Genomic DNA, 20,990 nt, shown 5'->3' on the forward strand with positions numbered 1-20,990 from the left:
CCCGGCCTGCTTTCAGCGCGGGCCGCTGCCCCGATCATCTCTGCCCGGCCGACGATTGCAAAGAGGCTCGCGAGACTTTGCCGCTGCTGTGCGCTTTCTTGCTAGGGTTCACGCTGGTGGAACCAGATTCCCACGCTGCAACCGAGGAGCCAGCCCGATGAGTGGACGGATCCCCGCGGAGCTCGAACACCCCTACGACCTGATCGTCATTGGCGCTGGGATCAATGGCGCCGGCATCGCCCGGGACGCAGCGCTGCGCGGACTCCGGGTACTGGTCCTGGAACAGGACGATATCGGCGGTGCCACCTCCGCCTGGAACAGCCGCCTGGTCCACGGCGGGCTGCGCTACCTCGAACACGGCGAGATCGGGCTGGTCCGGGAGTCTCTGCGCGATCGCGAGATCCTGCTGCGCACCGCCCCCCACCTGGTCACGCCCCTGCCCCTGCTCATCCCTCTCTACGCCGGCCAGCGGCGGGGCCCCGGAATGGTGCGCCTGGGCATGCTCGCCTACGACTTCCTATCCTTGGACAAAAGCCTGCCTTGCCACCGCATGTACGACCGCGCCACAGTCCGTGCCGTCGAACCAGGTCTGGCCGAGCAGGGCCTACTCGGCGCCGCGCGCTATTACGACGCCCAAGTCGCTTACCCGGAGCGGCTGACCCTGGAGAATCTCCTCTGCGCCCGTGCCCACGGAGCCACGGTCTATACCCACGCCCGGGCGCGGCGGGTGCAACGGGAAGCGGCCACGGGTCGTGTCACCGGGGTCGAGATCGCGGACCAGCTCACCGGCGAAACCGCCAGGGCGCGAAGCGCATCGGTGATCAATGTCGCCGGCCCGTGGGTCGACCACCTCCTTGAGGCCACCGCACCCGAGTTCCCGCGGCGCATCGGCGGCACCAAGGGCACGCACATCGTCGTCCCCCCCTTCCCCGGTGCTCCGGGCCACGCGCTCTATGCCGAGGCCCGAGAGGATGGGCGCCCCTACTTCACACTGCCCTGGAACGGGCTCTATCTGATCGGTACCACCGATACCCGCTACGATGCAGACCCCGGGACCGCAGCCCCCACCGAGGACGAAATCCGCTACCTCCTCGATGAGACCAACCGGCTCCTGCCGGATGCAGGGCTCGAGCGCAGCCAGGTACTGTACGCCTACAGCGGTGTGCGCCCCCTACCCCACGTCGCCGCCGGAGAAACAGGGGCAATCACCCGGCGCCACCTGATCGTCGACCACGAGGATCAGGCACCAGGGCTGTGGTCGGTGATTGGCGGCAAACTCACCACGTACCGCCACCTGGCCGAGGAAGTAGTGGAGCGGATCGGCCGGTCCCGCGGCTGGCAGCTGCCCCCGTGCCCGACGCGCCGGCGGCCTCTCCCGGGAGCTGCGACCCCGGACCTGGAGACGTTTCGGCGCCGCCTAGCGGCAGCCCATGGGCTAACCCCGGTGCTGGCCCAACGCCTGGCGGCGCTCTACGGCGTCAAGGCCGAGCAGATCGCTACACGCATGAGCGCGGACCCTCGACTGCAGGAGGTGTTCAGCCCGCAGACTGGGGCCGTCGCCGCGGAGCTGATCCACGCTTTTGAGACGGAGATGTCCGAGACGCTCACCGACGCCCTGATGCGTCGCACGATGGTCGGTCTGGGACCGGCGGCGGGGCTGGATGCGGTGGATAGCGCGGCGTGTATCGCCGGAGCGCACCTCGGGTGGGACCGTGACCGTGTGGCAGCAGAGGCGGAAGGATTCCGCACCTACATCGGCCGGTTCTGCCCGCAGACGACCGCCTCGGCACCCTAGCGGATCGGCCGGGCCTGCTCGGCGGCGGCCCGCTGCTGGGCCCGGCGAGCCCGGACGCGCAGCACGGTCCAGATGATGGAGACGGCAGCAGCCGGCAGGGCAAGCCAGCGCAGCAGCTCGTAGAGCGGTAGATGGTCCGTCACGCTCCACCCCGGTGCATAGAGGCGCACGGCCACCGATGCACTGAGGATCGTGAAGGTCAGAACCGTGGCGGCGTAGTAAGGCTCGCGCCGGCGCAGCCCGGCCGCGCCGAAGGCGGCAACGTGGGCCAGGAAGATCAGCAGCAGTAGGGTCAGACCGTGGTCGGCCATGGCAGCGCGTCCCTTCTCGCTGAACCGGACGGAACGGTCCCCATCATAGCGGCCTCAGCCGGTCCCGGCCACGGCCGGGAAGGCGGTACAGGGGGGATATCAGTCGCCCCCGGTTCCCGGCTCGAAGTCCAGCTCGGCCAGCTCGCCGAGCACCGCACTGGCGATGTTGGTCAGGTGCGCGGCCACACGCTTGTAGTGGCGAGCGAGCAGCGAATACGCCACCGCCTCGTGGAATTCGATCTCGCCCTCGTCCTCGAACAGCTCCTCGATGAGCTGATCGCAGCGGCGCTGGATATCCCGCGCCTGCTCGCGGCGCTCACGGGCGGCCTCCTGCTGGTCCGGATCCCGGCACGCCGAGGCCAACGTGCGAAAAATCCCGCCTAACTCCCCTTCGATCTCCTCCAGGGGCTGGTGGTACTTCGCAACGTGGAAGCCCCGTGTGTAGAAGCGCCCGATTTCAAAGACGTTCTTGCAGTAGTCGCCGATGCGCTCCGCATCCCTGGAGACACTCAGTAGCGCCAGACAAACGGGGACATCGTAGCCGGGGTTCACCGTCAGGTGGCGGAGGAGCTTGCGGCGGACCGAGCGCTCGCGGGCGTTGATCCGCCGATCCCGCTCATAGATCGCGTCCTCGGCCTTTTCCGCCGGTACCCGACTGTGCAGCACCTCGTTGGCCCGCTCGAACATCCACGCCCCGTCCTGGAGCATGGCTTCCAGCTCCGCAAAGGCACGGTCGACGGCCGTCTCTCGGGCAAAGGCACTGAGGATCTCGCGGAACATCGCCATCTCCGGTGGGAGCGTTTAACGGTGAATGAGCAACACCTCGGTGACTGCCAGCCCGACAAGCGGCAGCACCAAGAATACCAAGAACAGGAACAGGAACGCGTACGGCATGCTGCGCCCGGCCAGGCGGCCGTACCAGCTGGCCATGCGGATCGGTATATAGCGTAACGGATACCAGATCGCCGTGCCCAACAGATTGAACAGCACGTGCACGAAGGCCACGGTCAGCGCCGCCGAGACGGGGTTGGCCGTAGCAGCCAGGACACTGGTCGCGGTGGTCCCGAGATTCGAGCCCATCATGAACGGCAGGACCCGCCGCATGGGCACCACACCGGCGCCGGCCAGGGGAACCATCAGACTCGTGGTAATCGTGCTGGACTGGACCATTACCGTGGAGATCGCCCCGATCCCGTAGGAGCGCGGATCCGTGCGGAAGAAATAGCTACGGAACAGACCGTCCATGTGCCGCAGCAGGGCCCCGCGGAGATTCTTCACCATGAGCACCAGGGCGAAGAACATGAGCACCAGGCCGCCGGCAGCCACCAGTAGGCCCTCCGTGCCCCCGGTCGACGCCAGCGCACTCCCGCCCGACTCGAACACGGCCACGATCGGCGCGGTCACCACCCCCACCGGGCTGTCCGGTCGCGCCACTTCCGGCAGACCGACCAACTCGGCAAGCCAGGCAGCGGTCTGGGTGATCACGCCCCGGCCACTCACGGCGAGAGCCGAGGTCACCCACTCCAGCGGGAAGAGCACGGCAACCGTGAGGATGTTGAAGAAGTCGTGGAGCAGCGCCGCAGTGAACGAGCGCCGGAAGGTCCGGCGGATGCGCATATTCGCCAGCGCCACGAGGAGGGCGGTGACCGAGGTGCCGATGTTCGCGCCCATGATGGCGAACACCGCCGTGCCCAGGGTCATCTCGCCGGTCGCCACCAAGGTGACGATCAGCGCCGTCGTGAACGATGAACTCTGAACGATGGCCGTGACCAGCACGGCACCGAGTAGCGCGATGAACGGGTTCTCGCCATATTCGAAGGCGCGGACGAGGAAGTCGCTGGCCTCGCCGAAAGTCCCCAGCCCGCTGCCGATGACGTTCAGCGCGGCCAGGAAGAGGTACAGACAGAGCCCGGCATAGACCCCGCGCAGCCAGGCCGGCACCTCACGATGCCGGACGACTGCCGGGTCCACCCCGGCAGCGGAGGCTGATTTGCCTTGTGCCATCAGCTGGTCGCCCCTGTGTCCAGAACGGTCACCCGGCACGCACCGCGAAGCCCCGCGGCCGGGCGAACCGTAAGCTGCCCACCCGGCTCATGACAGTCAAGTTACAGTTTCATTGCAGCCAATAGGCCGAGCGCCCTGCCCAGGGTCACCCCGAGGGGCGCACCCAGGCGGTGATCCCCACCATCCGCTCGATACGCACCCGATCGCCCGGACGCAGCTCCTGCCCGTCGGCCCCGCGCGCGGGGAAGACCTCGTCATCGACCAGCACTCCGATCCCCTGCCCCCGCCGAACCAGGACACCGCATCGTCCTGCATAGGCATCGGCCGGGGCGACCATCCGGTGGGCGTAGGCCCCGGCAAAACGCTGCGCAAGGCGGTAACCGGTCGGCAAGAGGATCAGTGTGGTGACCAGATAGATCAGCAGCTGGTGAGAGACGGCCATGTCCGCCTTCACTGACGTCACCACCGCCAGAACGAAGGCGGCCACGGCCAGATCCACCAGGAACAGGTGACCACCGAAGAGAGCCGCTGTCACGAGTAGCAGGATGCCGCCGGCCAGCCAGATCCAGGATGGGTCGAACATGCACACCTCCAGCTCGCGGCCACTTTCAGTCTAATCCACAAAAACTGTGGAAGGCCCTGTGGAAAACCCTGCCCCGCCTCGATCCCGTGCGGACCTGCGGCAGGTGGCGATTTTTTCGCCGGCTAGCCGCACCCACCCCGGGGTACGCTATCCTGAGCGGCCGAAACCGGACGCCGGCTCTATTCCCTGGCTCATCAACGAAGGTCTTTGATGCGACTGATCGGCCCCTTATCCACTGTCGGCCTGCTGCTCGGCACCCTGTTCTTTGCCTTCTCGCTGACCCCGAGCCTGGTCCCCCGCCCCTTCGCCTTCCAGGGCGCCATCTCCGGCCTGTCCCTGACCGCGGGATACGCCATTGGTGCCGGGATGAGCGGGCTGTGGCACTACCTGCAACTCCCCGAGCTGCGCGGGCGGCTCGAGCGCATGGTGCGCTGGCTGGCCGTGGCCGGTTGCGCCCTGGTCGCGGTCACCTTCATGTGGCGCGCGGCCGGCTGGCAGGATGCGGTGCGCGCACAGATGGAGCTAGAACCGGCCGGCGGGCTGCCACCGATCGGTGCCGCGCTGGTTGCCTTGCTGGTCTTTGCCGCCGCCCTGCTCCTGGCCCGGCTCTTCCGTGGGACCTTCCGCTTCCTGTCCCAGCGCCTGCAGCGTTACATCCCCCGCCGGGTGTCGCAACTGGCCGGGGTCGTGGTCGCCGTGGGCCTGTTCTGGGCGGTGATCGACGGCGTGCTGTTCACCATGGCTCTGCGCGCTGCCGACAGCTCCTACCAGCAGGTCGACGCCCTCATCGAGGCGGATCAGGAGCGTCCGAGTGAATCCGAACGCGCAGGCAGCCCGGACTCGTTCGTCGACTGGAAGGATCTCGGCCGTCAGGGCCGCAGCTTCGTCTCCTCGGGCCCCACGGCGACGGAGCTCGAGTCGTTCCTCGATAAGCCGACCCCCACGCCCATCCGCATCTATATCGGCCTGAACGCCGCTGAGACGCCCGAGGAGCGCGCCCGGCTTGCCCTTCAGGAGCTTCACCGCACTGACGCCTTCGAGCGGTCGGTGCTGGTCCTCGCCACACCCACCGGAACCGGCTGGATCGACCCGGCGGCCGCCGACCCGGTGGAGTACCTCCACCGCGGGGACATTGCCACGGTCACCGCGCAGTACTCCTACCTGCCCAGCCCGCTGGCCCTGATGGTGGAGGGGGGATACGGGGCGGAGATGGCCCGGGCCCTGTTCGAGGCCGTCTACGGACACTGGCGGACGCTGCCGGAGGATGATCGCCCGGCGCTCTATCTCCACGGACTAAGCCTGGGTGCCCTCAACTCCGATCGCGCCTTCGACGTCTTCGATATCATCCAGGACCCCTTCGACGGCGCCCTCTGGAGCGGTCCCCCGTTTCGCAGCGAGACCTGGCGAACCGTCACCGAGCGCCGCGATGAGGGATCGCCGGCCTGGCTGCCGGAGTTCCGTGATGGTGAGGTGGTCCGCTTCATGAATCAGGAGACCCGGCTCGATGCCATCGGCGAGGAATGGGGACCATTCCGGATTGCCTTCCTGCAATACGCCAGCGATCCGATCACCTTCTTCAGCCCAAGCATCCTTTACCGGGAACCCGACTGGATGAGTGAGCCCCGCGGGCCGGACGTCTCTTCGGAGCTGCGCTGGTACCCGGTGGTGACCATGCTTCAGCTGGCCGCGGACATGGCCGCCGGCGGCGCCCCAGCCGGCTACGGACACACCTACGCAGTGGACGACTACATCGACGCCTGGGTTGATCTCACCGAGCCGGAGAGCTGGGACAGCGACGATCTGGATCAGCTACGCCAGCATCTGGGCGGCTGAAGGCAGCGCCCGGGGAACCCGGCGGTGGCGTTCCGGTCCGCTTGCCAGGCAAGGGTGGATCGCCTTTTAATGAATATTTTTGAATGCCTTAGAGAGGTTACCTATGCTCAAGCGCATCCTCATCCCGCTGGCCATCGCCCTGCCGGTACTGGGTCTGCTCTACGTCGGCCTGGGCATGGACTCCGAGGAGCTGCCCTCGCCCCTGGTCGGCGAACAGGCACCGCCTTTCGAGCTGGAAGACCTCCACGATGGGGACGAGACGATCACCCATGAGGATTTCGTCGGCGACGTGGCTGTCGTCCACGTGTGGGGATCCACCTGCCCGGTCTGCCACGAGGACTTCCCCCACCTTGAACGCCTCTCGGAGCACGGGGTCAAGGTCTACGCCTTTAACTACCGCGACGACCGCGCGCAGGCCCTGCAGTATCTCCGGGTGCGCGGTGATCCCTACGATCGCATCGCCCACGACCCCGAGGGCGAGGCGGGTATGGAGTGGGGCGTCTACGCCACCCCGGAGACCTACGTACTGGATGAGGACGGCACCATCACCTACAAGGAGATCGGGCCGCTCGATGAGGAGGTGGTGGAAGAGGAGATCCTCTCGCTGGTTGATTGAACCGCAGCGCTGGGCCACGGCCGCGGATGGCCGTGGCCCAGCGCCACCCACTTACGCCACCGCCCCGACCCCTCCCTGGACGCGACGCAGCGCGTCGAGCTTCTTGAGTGCGCCCCCGGTGGCCAGTGCCTCCTTGGCCTGTTCCGTGGCCCGTGCCGGGCTTGGGGCCCGGTCGGCGAGCCAGAGCAACGCGGCCGCATTCATGGCGAAGAAATCGGCCTCCGGCGTATCGTAGCGGCCTTCAAGGGTCGCCAGGATGCGCTGCGCGTTATCCTCGGCGCGATTACTGCTGGCGATCTGTGCCAGCGGCCGCGTCGGTAGCCCGAAATCCGCCGGGGTCACCTCGAACGTGTCGATCCGCCCAGCCTTGAGCTGCACGAGCCGCGTCGGGCCGCAGGGCGAGACTTCATCCATGCCGAACCGCGGATCCTCGCCTTCGGCTCGACCGAATGGGGCCAGCGCCGCCTGCATACCGATCTCGCGCAGGATCGCCACCAGCTGATCGCACACCCCGGGCGAATAGGCCCCGATCACGATATGACTGGTACGGGCACAGGGCATGGCCAGCGGGCCGACAATGTTGAACGCCGACGTAAAGCGCATGCGCTGGATCAGCCGCGCCCATCCAGACCGCAGGAACGCCTCGCCGGGCAAATAGCCAATGCCGTGGGCCTCCAGGCAGGCCTCGGCCCGCGCCATCGGGGCCTCCAGGTCTACGCCGAGGCGCTCTAGGACGTCGGATGCGCCGGATACCCCGGTGACCAGTCGCGCCCCCTTCTTGGCCACCGGTAATCCACAGGCGGCGGCGATCAGGGCCGCAGGGGTCGATGCGTTGACCGTCTTCAGGGAGTCGGAGCCAGTGCCGACGATGTCGCCCACAGGGCCGTCCACCCGCGGGTGAATCTTCACCGTATCGTGGGCATCGAGGGCATCCCAGGCCCCGGAAAACTCCTCGGTAGTGGGTCCCCGGGCCTGATGGGCCGCCAAGAAGGCGCCCTGCTGGAGCTCGGGCTGCTCGTTCAGGATGACCTGCCGATAAGCGTCCGCAGCCTCTTCCCGGGACAGCTCCTCCCCACGGGCCACCCGGCTGATTATCTTTCCGAAGCCCCGCAGTGCTTCTTCTTCACTGGACATAACTGATTCCCTGTAGCGGTTGCCTTTCAAGCCTGGTAACCGGCCCCCTCCGGGCGCACGACAAAACGCAGAACACCCCCCTGCCCCACTCGACGCAGGGCGTCCGGGCTCTCCTCCAGGGATATCACCGCCTCGATCAGCGCCCCGGCCGCCATCCGGTACCCGGCCAACAGGTCCACCGCCTCCGTTACTGAGGCGTGCGTGCACCCGAAAGCCCCCACCAGATGCAGCTGCCGATAGTGCACCTCGTTCAGGCGCGAAAGATCGTTCCTACCGGCCTCCTGCCGCAGGCCGCTGAAAACGACGTATCGCCCCCCGGAGCGCAACCGCTGAAGCCCCGCACACAGGGCGTGGCTCGACGAAGTGGCGTTGATGGCCACGTCCCAGCCATACCCGGGCTCCTCCCGCGTGACCACCACGCCGCTCAGGGACTGGAAGCAACTGCTCAGTGCGGCTTTCTCCGCATCGACCTCCACAACCAGCGGTTGGGCGCCCCGCGCTCGGGCCGCCAGCGCCAGCAGCAGCTCTACTGGCCCGCCACCGTGGATCAGCACCCGCTCCCCCGCCTCGACCCCGGCCTGGTTCAGCGCGTTGACGCCGCAGCCCAGCGGCTCGGCCAGACAGACCACGGCATCCGGCACCTCCCCCGGTACCGGCACCAGGCTGCTACGCGGAACGCGCACCCGCTGCGCAATGCCCCCATCACGATGGAACCCGAGAACCGCCACTGCCCGGCAGAGGTTCTCGGCGCCAGACCGGCAGGCCTGACAGCGGCCACAGCTCGCCCCGGGCCAGACCGCATAGCGACGCCCATCCTCGCCGCGGACACACAGCTCATGCCCGAGGACACGGGGCAACACCAGATCTCGATGTCCGGACTGCCACATGCGTGCATCCGTCCGACAGATCGCGGCAGCGAGGACGTGCAGCACGACCTCCTCCGCCGTATCCGCCGGCAGCGCCTGTTCGACGATCCGCGCCTGCCCCGGCGCCTCGAGTCGCAGTGCCCGCACCGGCATCAAGCCACTGCACGCCAACATCGACGCCGGCACCGGTCAGTCATCGCTGCCCCCGCCCTCCTCGGCGGCCCCACCGCGATGCCCCTCCAGTGCCTGGACACGACGGAAGAGGCTGTCGAGCTGCGTAAAACGAACCGTGTTGCGTCGCCACTGCCGGACCGGTTGCGCCGGCAGCGGCGAGGCGTAGGCGCCGGGCTCCCGAATCGATCCGGTGACCCCGGTCATCCCCATCAGAGAGACGCCGTCGGCGATGCGGATGTTGTCGGTGATCGCGACCAGCCCGCCAATCATGCAATCCCGTCCGATGATGGTGCTGCCCGCAACGACTGCGGCGCCAGCGATGACGGTACGGGCACCCACGCGGCAGTTGTGGGCGATGTGGACGTGGTCATCGAGCTTGACCCCGGCCTCGATGACCGTGTCCTCAAGCGCCCCGCGGTCCACCGTGGCATTGGCACCGATCTCAACGTCATCGCCGATTTCGACCGCGCCGATCTGCGGAACCTTGCGCCACCCCTTGCCATCGGGCAGAGGGGCATAACCGAAGCCATCGGCACCGATCACCGCTCCGGCATGGATACGCACCCGTTCACCGGTGCGACACCCGCCACCGAGCACCGCATTGGGACCGAGCCAGCCGCCCGCCCCCAGCCGGGCCGCGGCTCCGACGAAGGCTCCCGGAGCCACTGTACTGCCCGCGCCGAGCATCGCCCCGGCCTCGACCACCGCGTTGGGACCGACACTGACCCCGTCTTCCAGCACAGCCTCCGACGAGACCACGGCACCGGACTGGACCCCCGTCGGCGCCGGCGCCTCGGGATGTAGAAGCTCCACCGCGTCGATGAAGGCCAGGTAGGGGTCGCCCACCACCAGCGCGGTGACCGGGCACTCGCTCTCGTATTCGGCGCGCACCAGCACGGCCGCCGCGGCGCAGCGGCGCAGGTCGCTCAAGTGGCGCTGGCTGGTGCAGAAGGCTACGGCATCATCCCCGGCCCCGAGCAGCGTGGCGGCACGGCGGACCGGGCGGTCCCCGTCACCGGCCACCCGAGCGCCGACCCGCGCGGCGAGTTCCTGGATGGTCATGGCGCTGGTCATGCTTCCTCCTGGCGGCGGTGTTCGCGGAGCCGGCCCCGACCGGGCCCATCCCGGATCCCCGCACGCGCCCCGGCCCCCCACTGTAGCCGAGGGATCGTAACCGAACGGGTTGCCCGGCCTCCAGCCGGCTCCGATCAGATCCGCCAGAAGGGCGGATAGCCAACGGCGTCCTGCGGGTTGCGGTAGATGCGCGAGCGAATCTCGCGTTCCCGCGCGATGATCTCCATCGAGCTGTCACCGGTGATCCACAGCTGCTGGAGCATCACGCCTGCGGCGGACAGTTCCGCCTCTCGGATGACCTCGTCGCGTTGGCGCACATGACGGATCAGAACGCCCTGCTCGGCCTCCAGTGCATCCACGTAATCGTAATCGAGGATATCCCCCACCCGGCCCGGCTCCCGGGCGGTGATCAGGACGATGAGCGTGTAACGGTGAGGCGCGCCGAGCCGCCACTGATCCCAGGGCGTGGGTCCGGCTGGCCGCCCACCGGCGGCGAGGCGCAGATTGTCGCCATAAAGCGACTGACCGAAGGAGTAGCGGTAGTTGTAGTGGTAGGTGTGCGCCGCACGCGGGTTGATCTCGGTCAGATGCAACGACCCATCCGGCATCAGCCAGAACTCCAGATTGAAGAACTGATTCCGGTAGCCGAGGGCCACCAAGCGGCGCATGTAGGCGCAGACCCAGGCCTCGATGGTGTCGGCCATGTCCCGGCTGATGGAAACCGGCGGCGTCAGGTACCCCAGTGCCTGGTGGTTGGAGAAGTAGACCTCCTCGGTCAGGCCGTAGTGCACGATCTCACCATCCGCGGTGACATAGCCCTCATAGCAGTATTCCGTGGCCCGACTCATATCCACCAGGTGCTCGGCCACGAAGGGAGGTGCCAGCGCCGGCACCTGCTGCGGTGCCACTCCCTCGAGATAGGCCGCATACTGCCGTGCCAGCGCCCGCTGCAGCTCATGGTCCTGCCGGTAGTCGGCCAGCACCCGGCGCAGCTGCTCCAGGTTGGCGATACGGAAGATCCCCCGGCCGAGCGACAGCGAGGTGTTCTTCAGCATGAAGGGCCACTCGTGCGCCGGGATTCGCGCGGCGATCTCTTCGTCACTCTCCTGAAGCGGGTCGACCGGGGCGTAGAAAAAGGCATCCCGCTCCAGGGTCCGCATCAGGTACTTGTTCATGCAGTAGAAGAAGGCCACCCGCGAAGGGACTGGGTTGCCCAGGCGCTCATTGATGAGCAGATGGTGGAAGGCGTCCTTCTGCGCGAACCCGGCAACAGCCACGACCCCCTGCTCCCGGCAGAACCTCGCCGTGGAGCTGATTTCACCCTCGCTCCAGTGCTCAGGGTAGAGACGCACCGCCTCATGTTCCTGCTCCAGCTCCGCCAGCGCCGGCTCCATATAGGGCTGAGGATTGATAACGCCGAACTTCATATCGGTTTCCCCCCTGCAACCAAGATCGCCAGCACGGTTTCGCGCGCCTCGCTGAGGATAGCGGACCGGGCCCGCCCGGAACGCCCGTCATGCAAATGTCACGCGAACGGCATCGCCACGTCACGGCAGACTGCCAGGCTGCCGTCTAATCTGAATAGATCGACACGAAACGCACTCAAAGGAGATTCGGCAATGGCCCGCAAGAGCCCCACGGAGCTTTACCACACCGCGCTGCGCATGTACCGGCACGGCTGGACCATCGAGCAGATCGCCGACGAGCTGGCGATCCACCCGCAATCGCTGCGGACGTGGCTGACGGCCCCAGTCTATCCGGCTGCCCGCCGTAAGCACCCGACCCATGGCTACCCCGCAGAGCCCCGCCAAGTCAAACCCCAGCGGGCGGCACTCTGATCTGACCCGCGCAGGGCGGACGATACGGCTGTCCGCCGCTCACCCCTTTCCTCAGCACCCCCTCCCCCTAGCGCCGGCATACGCCGCGCGCCGTCTATGCCCGCGCGCAAAGAGCCCGCAACCGCAACGTCTTCCCACCGTTACCCGGCCGTAACCGAAGCGCAACACAGGGCTCCCATACTGCCGCACTGTTCCTACCGCAACTGAACAGGTGCGCCATGAGTCGACCCCAAACCTCCCGGCATGATGCCGCCCGCATTGGCCTCCCCAACCCGGGTACGCGCAGCGCCGTGCTCGCCCTCATCGCCGGAGGTATCCTGATGACGGCCGGCTGCTCCGGCGACGAGGACGTCCCGACCGGCGCGATCGATGCCGATGACGTCGACGCCGGTCAGGTCGAGCTGCGCGACGACGTGCTCACCGTCTACCTCCACGACCACGGCGATGCCATCGCCGAGCGGTTTACCGACGACACCGGGATCCCGGTCCAGATCGTGGACATGAGCGGCGGCGAGATCCTCGCCCGCATCGAGGCGGAGCGCGCCAACCCGCAGTGGGACGTGGTCTACGTCCAGGGCCACGGCAGCGTGAACCGCCTCTACCAGGAGGGACAGCTCCTCGACGATGGCTGGCAGCCGGACAACGCGGCTCGCTACAACGACCTGGGCCGCCAGATCTACGACCAGGACCCGGATGCGGCATGGTGGCCGGTCACCGTCAACGCCCCGGCGCTCCTGGTCTACAACCCGAACTGCGCCGACACGGAGCGGGTCGAGGAACTCGGCTGGGATGCCCTGCGCGACCCGGCCTTCGAGGGCAAGGTCGGCATGCCCGACCCGGCCATCTCGGGCCCGGCCTACCCCTACGTGTCCTGGTTCTTCGAGGAGAGCATGGACGACGGCTACGGCTTCTGGGAGGACGTTTTCGACAACGGGGTCCGCATGTACCGCTCCAACAGCCCGGTGGCCGAAGCCCTGGCGGCCGGGGACATCTGCGTCGCCGGCCTTGAGGAGCCGAACACCTACGGCGAGGTGGAGAAGGACGCCGACATCGAGATCGTCTACCCCGCGGAGGGCACCCCCGGGGCCGCCCGCGCCACCGGGATCAGCGCTGACACCACCGTGGCCGATGACGCCCGGGCCTTCATCGAGTGGATGCTCGAGGCGGACACCCAGACCTATCTCACCCAGATCGAGCACCGCAACAAGTACTTCGTGCCGCTGGTCGAAGGCGCTGATCCCAACGAGCTGCTGCCGCCGAACGAGTTTCTCGACCGTGTGACCCCTTACGAGTTCACGGACTACGAGTGGGCCGGCGACGTCGAGAACGAGATCAAGCAGTGGTTCGCCGACCAGTCGGGGTCGTGAGCCGGTGCAGGCAGCTCGACTCTCTCAGGTAGCAACCAGCACCATCGCCCGGCAGGCGGCCCGCAGCGGGGCCGCATTGACCGGGCGGTGGCGCCGCCTTTCCGGCCCGGGGGACCGATCAGTGGCTTGGGCGGTGACGGCCGCCCTGATCGTTTTGGTCGGACTCCCGCTGGCCGCCATGCTGGCCCACCTGGCCTTCCCGCAGCTGTACCTGGGCAGCCTGCAGCTGGGCAATTTCGATCTGTTCAGCGACCTGTGGGAACGCAGCCTCTGGCGCAACGCGGTGCGCAACTCGCTGCTGCTCGGCCTTGGGACGATGGTCCTCGGCGCGGCCATTGGCGTCGGACTCGCCTGGATGCGGCACCACTGGCGCTTCCCGGGATCGGGGTTGATCGACTTCTCCGCCTGGTTCGTCCTGGTGATGCCGTCGTTCATCATCGCCCAGGGCTGGGTGCTCTTCGCACGCAGCGGCGGCACCGCCTCGCTGCTCGGCATCCCGTGGGCCGGGGACGTCATCTTCTCGTTGCCGGGGCTGATCCTGGTGATGAGCCTGGCCAACTTCCCGCTGGCCTATCTGGCCTTCAGCGCCGCGCTGCAGTGGGACGTCAGCCGGTACGAGCACGCCGCCCGGCTCTCCGGCGCGCGGCCGTGGACGGTTTTCCGCGCCATCCGGCTACCACTGCTCCTCCCGGCCCTGCTGGCCGCCGGCATCCTGGTCTTCGTGGATACCATCGGTGACTTCGGGCTGCCAGCCGCCTTCATCTCGGTGTTCCGTTTCCCGCTCATTCCCTACGTCATCCGCACCGAGATCCAGACCGTACCCGTGTCTTTTGAGGGGGCCGCCGTGCTGGCCGCGGTCCTGGTCTCGATGGTTGCCGTGGCGATCGCCATCCAGATCCGTGTGCTGCGCGGCGGCGGCCGGGATTTCCTCACCGCGGCGGCAACGCCGCGGCAGCGCCCCAGGCCCCGGTTCTGGCCGCTCCTCTCGGCGATCACCTTCGCGTTCCTCGGCCTGGCGGTCTTCGCCCCGCTGGGAACCAGCCTCTCCGTCTCGTTCATGGAGCGCTACGGGGCCGGCCTGAGCTGGGACAATCTCACCCTGGCCAACTACCAGGCCGTGCTATCCAGCGGCTCGGCCTTGCTGCCGGCGCTCAAGAACAGCTTCGGCATCGCCTTCGCCGCTGCCGCCATCGCCCTGGTCATTGGCTTCCTGGCGGCGTATCTGCTGGCCTACAGCGGGCACCGGCTGCGGCGCTTTATCGATGTGGCCTCGACCGTCACCCTGGCAGTTCCCGGCATTGTTCTGGCCGTAGGCTACATCTTCTGGTGGAACCAGCGCTGGCTGGCCGACATCGGCATCCAGGTCTACGGCAGCGCCTGGGCCATCATCCTGTGTTCGGCGGCGGCCTCCGTGCCCATTGCCGTGCGCGTGCTCCTCGGAGCCATGTCCCAGACGCCGGGATCGTTCCTATCGAGCGCCGCACTCCAGGGAGCCGGCCTGTGGACGCGCATCCGCGCCATCCTCCTGCCGCTGACCCTCTCCGGCCTGCTCTCCGCCGGCCTGGCCGTCTTCGCCACCAGTGTCTTCGACCTGGCCATCACCACCATGCTGCAGCCCCCGGGCTTCCCGACCATCCCCGTGATCATCGACGAGCGTTTCCGCACGGTGCAGTACGAATGGGCGACCGCAGCAACGGTCGTGGTCTGCCTGATCACCGCAGCGGTCATCGTCACGGTCCGTTTCACCGCCCGACGGCTGTTCCGTAGCTACTTCGAAACCACGACGGAGACATCACGATCATGACCACCACGAAACCCGCCAACCGGGCGCAGGCCGCCGGCGTGGAGGTAGACGCCGTCAGCCGCCACTTCGACGGGGTCCCGGCGCTGGGACAGGCCTCCCTGAACATCCACCCCGGCGAGGTGGTTGCCATCCTCGGCCCTTCCGGTTGCGGGAAGTCCACCCTGCTTCGCCTGATCGCCGGGCTCGACACGCCCAGCGCGGGGGCCATCCGCATCGGCGGCCGGTGCGTATCCCGGCCCGGCGCGGTCGTTCCACCCGAGCAGCGCCCCGTGAACATGGTCTTCCAGGACTTCGCCCTGTGGCCGCACATGACCGTCGAGCGCATTGTCCGCTTCGGTATGCGTCATCGCGGTGTGCCCAAGGGCGTGTGGGCTTCGCGCACGGCGGAGCTGCTCGGCATGCTCGGCCTGGACGGCATGGCGCAGCGCTACCCGCGCCAGCTCTCCGGCGGGCAGCAACAGCGGGTGGCCATCGCCCGCGCGCTGGCCACGGACCCGCAGGTGCTGCTGTTCGATGAGCCCCTGTCCAACCTCGATGCCCAGCTGCGGATCCAGATGCGCATCGAGCTCGCCGAGCTGCTGCAGCGGCTCGAGACCACCGCCATCTACGTCACCCACGATATCCACGAGGCGGTCGCCCTGGGGCATCGGCTGGTGGTCATGCGCGGCGGTCGGGTCGAGCAGGTGGGCTCGGCGAAGGAGGTCTTCCAGTCACCGTCCAACGCCTGGATTGCCGGACTGGTGGGCTACAACAACCAGCTGCAGGCCGAGATCCTCGGCCGCGAGGGCGAAGGCCGCCTCAGCGTCCGCAGCGGCGGCTCGCACATGACGGTTCGCAGCCATGCCCGGGGCGAGCTCCACGGCACCGGAGCCACGCTCCGCATCCGTCCGGAAGCCATCCGTCCGCTGCGCGCGGACGAGCCGGCACGCGCCGACGAGCAGCTGGTCACGGCCACCGTGGAGCAGTGCTGCTTCGAGGGTTACCACTGGCGGGTGGTATGCCGCCTCGGCGATGAGCCGCTGACGTTCTTCTCCCGCCATCCGCTGGACGCCGCCGGCCCGGTGCAGCTGGCCATCGATACCGAAGGGACCTGCGCCTACAGCGACGAGCCAACCGCTGCCAACTCCGCCCCGGAAGGCGCCGCAGACTGCCAGCTGCGGACAGCCTGACGCCGGCGGATCACTGTCATCCCCGGCTCACGCAGCCATCACGACCCTGCAACATGGCCCCCGCAGACTCGGGGGCCATGAGCAAAAAGATCTTACCCCCGCCCGCCCCGTTGCAACGCGTGAGCATCGTGTCCGAAACCTACGCCCCGGAAGCCAACGGGGTGGCCACGACGCTCTCGCACCTGGTCGCCGGTTTGAGACAGGACACGACCCGGGTTGACCTGATCGTGCCCCACCACCCGGCGCGTCCACGCGGCCAGGAGACCAACCTCTACCCGGTCTGCGGCGTTTCGATACCGGGCTACCGGGAGGTCCGTTGCGGCCTCGTCCGCCCCCGCCTCCTCGAAGAGCTCTGGCGCAGCCAAAGACCGGACGCCGTCTATATCGCCACGGAAGGGCCCCTGGGCTGGTCGGCGCAGCGGGCGGCGGCCCGCCTGCGCCTACCCACCGTCAGCGGCTTCCACACGCGCTTCGATACCTACGCCAGCCACTACGGGCTCGGCCCGCTGAACGGGGCCGTCCAGCGCTACCTGCGCCGATTCCACAATCGAACCGACCGGACACTGGTTCCTGAAACCCGCTTGGCCGAGGCACTGACCGAGCGGGGCTACCGGAACGTCGAGACCCTCGGCCGGGGGGTCGACACCCACCGCTTCCACCCGGACCGGCGCTCGGCCACGTTGCGCGCTGGCTGGGGAGCCGATGACCGTGCCCCGGTTCTGCTCTATGTCGGGCGTCTGGCCGCGGAGAAGAACCTAGGCCTGGCCGTCGAGGCGTTCCGCCATATCCAGCACGTACAGCCGGCGGCAAGACTGGTACTTGTCGGCGACGGCCCGATGCGCGCGGAACTCCAGCGCCAGCACCCGGATCTGATCTTCGCCGGTGTGCGCCGCGGCGCGGACCTCGCCAGCTATTACGCCTCGGCGGATCTGTTCCTCTTCCCCAGCCTGAGCGAGACCTTCGGCAACGTGACGCTCGAGGCACTGGCCAGCGGGGTGCCAGTCATCGCCTTCGACTACGCCGCTGCCCATCGCCACGTCGAGGACGCCGTCAGTGGCCGCCTTGTTGCCCGGGACGACCCCGGCGGCTGGATCGAGGCCGCCGTCGGATCCGCGCTCCTCGCTCCGGAAACCCGCCAGCGCTGGCAAAAGGCCGCCCGCGCCGGGGTTGAATCCCTGAGTTGGCAACACGTCGCTCGGCGTTTCGGCCACATCCTGGCCGAGGCCGTGCGGGGACACGATGGCCTGAACCGAGGAGGGGTCACGCTATGCAGCAAGCCCTGATCCGCTTTCAGCAGTGGGAGCTGCTTCTCTGCCTGGCGCTGCGCCGGGTCCAGCAACGGCAGTTGTCGCGCCGGGTGTTCGTCGCGGCGAGTCGTCTGGGCGACGGTGGGCTCTGGTACGGCCTCATGGCCGGTATCCTCCTGATCGAGGGGATCAACGGAGCGACTGCGGTGCTGCACATGGCCGCAGCGGGCCTGGTCGGCACCCTGCTCTACACGCTCATCAAGCGCGGCACGCGTCGGCTCCGGCCGTATGAGGCAGACCCCTCCCTGACCCCGGGGACACCGGCCCTCGACCGCTACAGCTTCCCCTCCGGGCATACCTTGCATGCGGTCGGATTCACGCTGCTGGCTAGCGCCTACTACCCGGCCCTTGCCGTGTGGCTGATCCCGGTCGCCGGGCTCATCGCCGCCTCGCGGGTGGTCCTGGGGCTCCACTACCCGACGGACGTCCTCGCCGGTGCCCTGATCGGCGCCCTGATCGCCCATGGCAGCCTGTGGCTGTTCGTGGTTTAGACTCGGGAGCTACCGCGCCCCCATCCATGGAGGATGCCCATGACCAACACGCGCACCCTGCTCTTCCTCTGCACCGGCAACTCCTGCCGGTCCCAGATGGCCGAAGGTTACGCCCGAACGATGGCGGACGAAAGCTGGCGGGTGCTGTCCGCCGGCATCGAAGCGCACGGCCAAAATCCCCGCGCGATCGCCGTCATGCGCGAGGACGGGGTTGATATAGCCAACCAACATTCGACCGTCTTGACCGAGGATATGCTGAACCAGGCCGATATGCTGGTCACGGTATGCGGACACGCCGACGAGCACTGCCCCGTGGTGCCCGGCCGGGTTGTTAAACACCACTGGCCGCTACCGGACCCGGCCCGCGCCGAGGGCACCGACGAGGAGATCCTCAATGCCTTCCGTGCCGTTCGGGACGACATCAAGCAGCGTGTCCGCGCGCTCCTCACCGATCCGATCTCCACGACCTAGGAGAATCCACGCGGCAACCGGTCTGGCGGGCACCCGGTCTGTCGGGGTCCCGTAAAGCGCGTTTATATACGGTTGACCGGATATACGGACAAACGTACTCTTGCCGGATAACCGGAGAGATGGGCCGCGTCGATCCGCAGGAGGGCAGGCGATGAAGATCGAACGGATCATGACCCGGGAGCCGACCACGGTCCCCCCGGAAACCCCGATTCACGAGGTGGCGAATGCGATGCTCGCGCAATGCCTGAACAGCATCGCTGTGGTCGACGCGCAGGGAACCCTGATCGGCATCGTCTCCACCGGCGATCTCACGCACAGGATGGCGGATCTGCGGGTCCCGCAGCGTGAGTCCTGGTGGGTCGAGTCCCTCTACCGCTCCCCCCTGCGCGGCGCCGCTGCCGACGAGCCGGATCGGGTGGAAGGACGCACGGCGCAGCAGGTCATGACCCGCAAGCTAGTGACCGTCACCCCGCAGGATGACACGAGCGTGGCGGCCCGTATGCTCCTCGAGCACCGCATCCATGCAGTGCCAGTCGTCAACCGCGAGGGACGTCTGCTCGGGATGGTCACGCGCTTCGATCTGATGCGCTGCCTGACGCAGCACCCGGAGTGCTGTAACCCCATGAAAGGGGATCTGCCCAGCGACGACTCATCCCCGTGACCCCAACCACCCCAACACCCTCCTGACCCCGAAGACCGGAAGCCATGCTATTAGCCGCCATCGCGATCTTCGTCATCACCATCGCTCTGGTCATCTGGCAGCCCAAGGGGCTGGGCATCGGCTGGAGCGCGACCGCCGGTGCCCTGGTGGCGCTGGTCACCGGCGTGGTCGAGCTAAGCGATGTCCCCGTGGTGGTGGATATCGTCTGGAACGCCACCCTGACCTTCGTGTTCATTATCATCATCTCGCTGCTGCTGGACGAGGCCGGATTCTTCGAATGGGCGGCGTTACACGTGGCGCGCTGGGGCAAGGGCAGCGGCCTGCGCCTCTACGCCTTTATCATCTTCCTGGGCGCAGCAGTGGCGGCGATCTTCGCCAACGACGGCGCTGCACTCATGCTGACTCCGATCGTCCTTGAGATGCTCTTGGCGCTCGGCTTTTCGGCCGGTGCGGCGTTCGCCTTCGTCATCGCGGCGGGGTTCATCGCCGATACCGCCTCGCTGCCGCTGGTCATCTCCAACCTGGTGAACATCGTCTCGGCGGACTTCTTCGATATCGGCTTCAACCAGTATGCGATGGTCATGGTGCCGGTGACGGTGGTCTCGGTGCTCGCCTCACTGGCCGTGCTCACGCTCTTCTTCCGCAAGCAGATCCCGCGGGTCTACTCCGCGGCAGGCCTGCGCGAGCCGCGTCAGGCAATCAAGGATCCGGCCGTGTTCAGGGCCGGCTGGGGCGTACTGGCCCTGCTGCTTCTAGCCTTTCTGGTGATCGAGCCGATGGGCGTGCCCATCTCCGCGATTGTCGGCGCCGGTGCGGCCATCCTGCTGGCCGTTGCCGCCCGGGGCCACGCCATTGCCACTCGACAGGTGCTGAAGAACGCGCCGTGGCAGATCGTGATCTTCTCGGTAGGGATGTACCTGGTCGTCTACGGGCTACGCAACCAGGGGCTGACCGCCGAGATCGCCGGCGCGCTCGATGTCATCGCCGCCCAGGGCGTGGTCGTGGCGACGCTCGGCACCGGCTTCATCGCCGCGTTCCTCGCCTCGGTGATGAACAACATGCCCGGTGTCATGGTGGTGGCACTCTCCATCGATGAGTCCGGCGCCACCGGGTTGGTCAAGGAAGCCATGATCTACGCCAACGTCATCGGCTCGGACCTGGGGCCGAAGATCACCCCGATCGGCAGTCTGGCCACGCTGCTCTGGCTACACGTACTGGCCCGCAAAGGGGTGCACATCACCTGGGCGAAATACTTCGCCATCGGCATTGTCATCACCCCGCCGGTGCTGTTCGTCACGCTCCTCGCCCTCGCCGGCTGGCTTCAGGTGCTCCACGGCTAGGCCCTCACCGGCGAAAAACGGGGCTCAAGCGGCTTTACTGCGCCAACCAAGCCGGGGCGCTATTCAAGCCGACGCGCTGCGCCCCTGGCCCGCACAGACGGGCCCGGGGGCGCCAAGCGGGGGTACCGGGTGGTTGGTTGCGCGCCGTAGCC

The 20,990-nt window shown here is 67.7% G+C and carries 20 protein-coding genes; 12 read left to right on the forward strand and 8 right to left on the reverse strand.

Going from position 1 to position 20,990, the window contains the following annotated elements; all coding sequences use genetic code 11:
• Positions 1-157: 157 nt before the first annotated feature.
• Positions 158-1,795, forward strand: coding sequence for a glycerol-3-phosphate dehydrogenase/oxidase (locus tag LRA98_RS00995; protein ID WP_238632555.1), 1,638 nt, complete (start codon positions 158-160; stop codon positions 1,793-1,795).
• On the opposite strand, the gene LRA98_RS01000 is transcribed toward LRA98_RS00995, so the two are convergent.
• The 4 genes from LRA98_RS01000 to LRA98_RS01015 all read right to left on the reverse strand — a co-directional run bounded on the left by LRA98_RS01000 (position 1,792) and on the right by LRA98_RS01015 (position 4,693).
• Positions 1,792-2,106: a hypothetical protein gene (locus LRA98_RS01000; protein WP_201167469.1), complete on the reverse strand. Its 315-nt coding sequence runs from the start codon at positions 2,104-2,106 to the stop codon at positions 1,792-1,794. The two genes, LRA98_RS00995 and LRA98_RS01000, sit on opposite strands and share 4 nt — an antisense overlap.
• 99 nt (positions 2,107-2,205) lie before the next feature.
• Positions 2,206-2,886 (reverse strand): phosphate signaling complex PhoU family protein, encoded by a 681-nt coding sequence (locus LRA98_RS01005; RefSeq protein ID WP_201167471.1) that lies wholly within the window; start codon positions 2,884-2,886, stop codon positions 2,206-2,208.
• 21 nt (positions 2,887-2,907) lie between these two features.
• Positions 2,908-4,110 carry a Na/Pi symporter gene (locus LRA98_RS01010; RefSeq protein ID WP_238632554.1) on the reverse strand — a complete coding sequence of 401 codons (1,203 nt, stop codon included), beginning with the start codon at positions 4,108-4,110 and terminating at the stop codon, positions 2,908-2,910.
• Positions 4,111-4,255: 145 nt separating this feature from the next.
• The gene (locus LRA98_RS01015) at positions 4,256-4,693 is read right to left on the reverse strand and encodes an NfeD family protein (protein WP_201167477.1); all 438 of its coding nucleotides are present in this window, start codon (positions 4,691-4,693) and stop codon (positions 4,256-4,258) included.
• Between the two features lie 210 nt (positions 4,694-4,903).
• Between LRA98_RS01015 and LRA98_RS01020 the strand changes: the two genes are divergently transcribed.
• Entirely contained in the window at positions 4,904-6,526 is a 1,623-nt protein-coding gene (locus tag LRA98_RS01020) for an alpha/beta hydrolase (protein WP_238632553.1), read from the forward strand.
• A 103-nt stretch (positions 6,527-6,629) separates the two neighbouring features.
• Complete coding sequence (locus tag LRA98_RS01025; protein WP_201167483.1) at positions 6,630-7,142, forward strand: DsbE family thiol:disulfide interchange protein; 513 nt, start codon at positions 6,630-6,632, stop codon at positions 7,140-7,142.
• Positions 7,143-7,193: 51 nt separating this feature from the next.
• Here LRA98_RS01025 and trpD read toward each other — a convergent pair whose 3' ends face one another.
• The 4 genes from trpD to LRA98_RS01045 form a co-directional block, all read right to left on the reverse strand.
• Positions 7,194-8,276, reverse strand: a complete 1,083-nt coding sequence (gene trpD / locus LRA98_RS01030) for an anthranilate phosphoribosyltransferase (RefSeq protein ID WP_238632817.1) — start codon at positions 8,274-8,276, stop codon at positions 7,194-7,196.
• Between the two features lie 26 nt (positions 8,277-8,302).
• On the reverse strand, positions 8,303-9,295 hold the full coding sequence (locus LRA98_RS01035) for a zinc-dependent alcohol dehydrogenase (RefSeq protein ID WP_238632819.1): 993 nt from the start codon (positions 9,293-9,295) through the stop codon (positions 8,303-8,305).
• Positions 9,296-9,331: 36 nt separating this feature from the next.
• Positions 9,332-10,390, reverse strand: a complete 1,059-nt coding sequence (gene lpxD, locus LRA98_RS01040) for a UDP-3-O-(3-hydroxymyristoyl)glucosamine N-acyltransferase (RefSeq protein WP_201167491.1) — start codon at positions 10,388-10,390, stop codon at positions 9,332-9,334.
• Positions 10,391-10,524: 134 nt separating this feature from the next.
• The gene (locus tag LRA98_RS01045; protein ID WP_238632821.1) at positions 10,525-11,817 is read right to left on the reverse strand and encodes an ATP-grasp domain-containing protein; all 1,293 of its coding nucleotides are present in this window, start codon (positions 11,815-11,817) and stop codon (positions 10,525-10,527) included.
• Positions 11,818-12,009: 192 nt separating this feature from the next.
• On the opposite strand from LRA98_RS01045, the gene LRA98_RS01050 reads away from it, so the two are divergent.
• The 9 genes from LRA98_RS01050 (at position 12,010) to LRA98_RS01090 (ending at position 20,838) form a co-directional block, all read left to right on the forward strand.
• A complete protein-coding gene (locus LRA98_RS01050) occupies positions 12,010-12,228 on the forward strand; it encodes a helix-turn-helix domain-containing protein (RefSeq protein ID WP_201167496.1) in 219 nt (72 codons plus the stop codon).
• 218 nt (positions 12,229-12,446) lie between these two features.
• Positions 12,447-13,595 (forward strand): ABC transporter substrate-binding protein, encoded by a 1,149-nt coding sequence (locus LRA98_RS01055; RefSeq protein ID WP_238632823.1) that lies wholly within the window; start codon positions 12,447-12,449, stop codon positions 13,593-13,595.
• A 121-nt stretch (positions 13,596-13,716) separates the two neighbouring features.
• Entirely contained in the window at positions 13,717-15,399 is a 1,683-nt protein-coding gene (locus tag LRA98_RS01060; protein WP_238632825.1) for an ABC transporter permease, read from the forward strand.
• Positions 15,396-16,568 carry an ABC transporter ATP-binding protein gene (locus LRA98_RS01065; protein ID WP_238632827.1) on the forward strand — a complete coding sequence of 391 codons (1,173 nt, stop codon included), beginning with the start codon at positions 15,396-15,398 and terminating at the stop codon, positions 16,566-16,568. The genes LRA98_RS01060 and LRA98_RS01065 overlap by 4 nt, the downstream gene beginning before the upstream one ends.
• A gap of 77 nt (positions 16,569-16,645) precedes the next feature.
• Complete coding sequence (locus tag LRA98_RS01070) at positions 16,646-17,851, forward strand: glycosyltransferase family 4 protein (protein WP_274519794.1); 1,206 nt, start codon at positions 16,646-16,648, stop codon at positions 17,849-17,851.
• Entirely contained in the window at positions 17,836-18,366 is a 531-nt protein-coding gene (locus tag LRA98_RS01075) for a phosphatase PAP2 family protein (protein WP_201167505.1), read from the forward strand. The genes LRA98_RS01070 and LRA98_RS01075 overlap by 16 nt, the downstream gene beginning before the upstream one ends.
• A 39-nt stretch (positions 18,367-18,405) precedes the next feature.
• Positions 18,406-18,837 (forward strand): arsenate reductase (thioredoxin), encoded by a 432-nt coding sequence (gene arsC / locus LRA98_RS01080; RefSeq protein WP_201167508.1) that lies wholly within the window; start codon positions 18,406-18,408, stop codon positions 18,835-18,837.
• Positions 18,838-18,988: 151 nt separating this feature from the next.
• Positions 18,989-19,498, forward strand: coding sequence for a CBS domain-containing protein (locus LRA98_RS01085; RefSeq protein WP_238632831.1), 510 nt, complete (start codon positions 18,989-18,991; stop codon positions 19,496-19,498).
• Between the two features lie 44 nt (positions 19,499-19,542).
• Positions 19,543-20,838 (forward strand): arsenic transporter, encoded by a 1,296-nt coding sequence (locus tag LRA98_RS01090; protein WP_238632833.1) that lies wholly within the window; start codon positions 19,543-19,545, stop codon positions 20,836-20,838.
• Positions 20,839-20,990 lie beyond the last annotated feature (152 nt).

It is taken from the genome of Halorhodospira sp. M38, from assembly GCF_022227985.1.
In the GTDB taxonomy this organism is placed as follows: Bacteria; Pseudomonadota; Gammaproteobacteria; order Nitrococcales; family Halorhodospiraceae; genus Halorhodospira; species Halorhodospira halophila_A.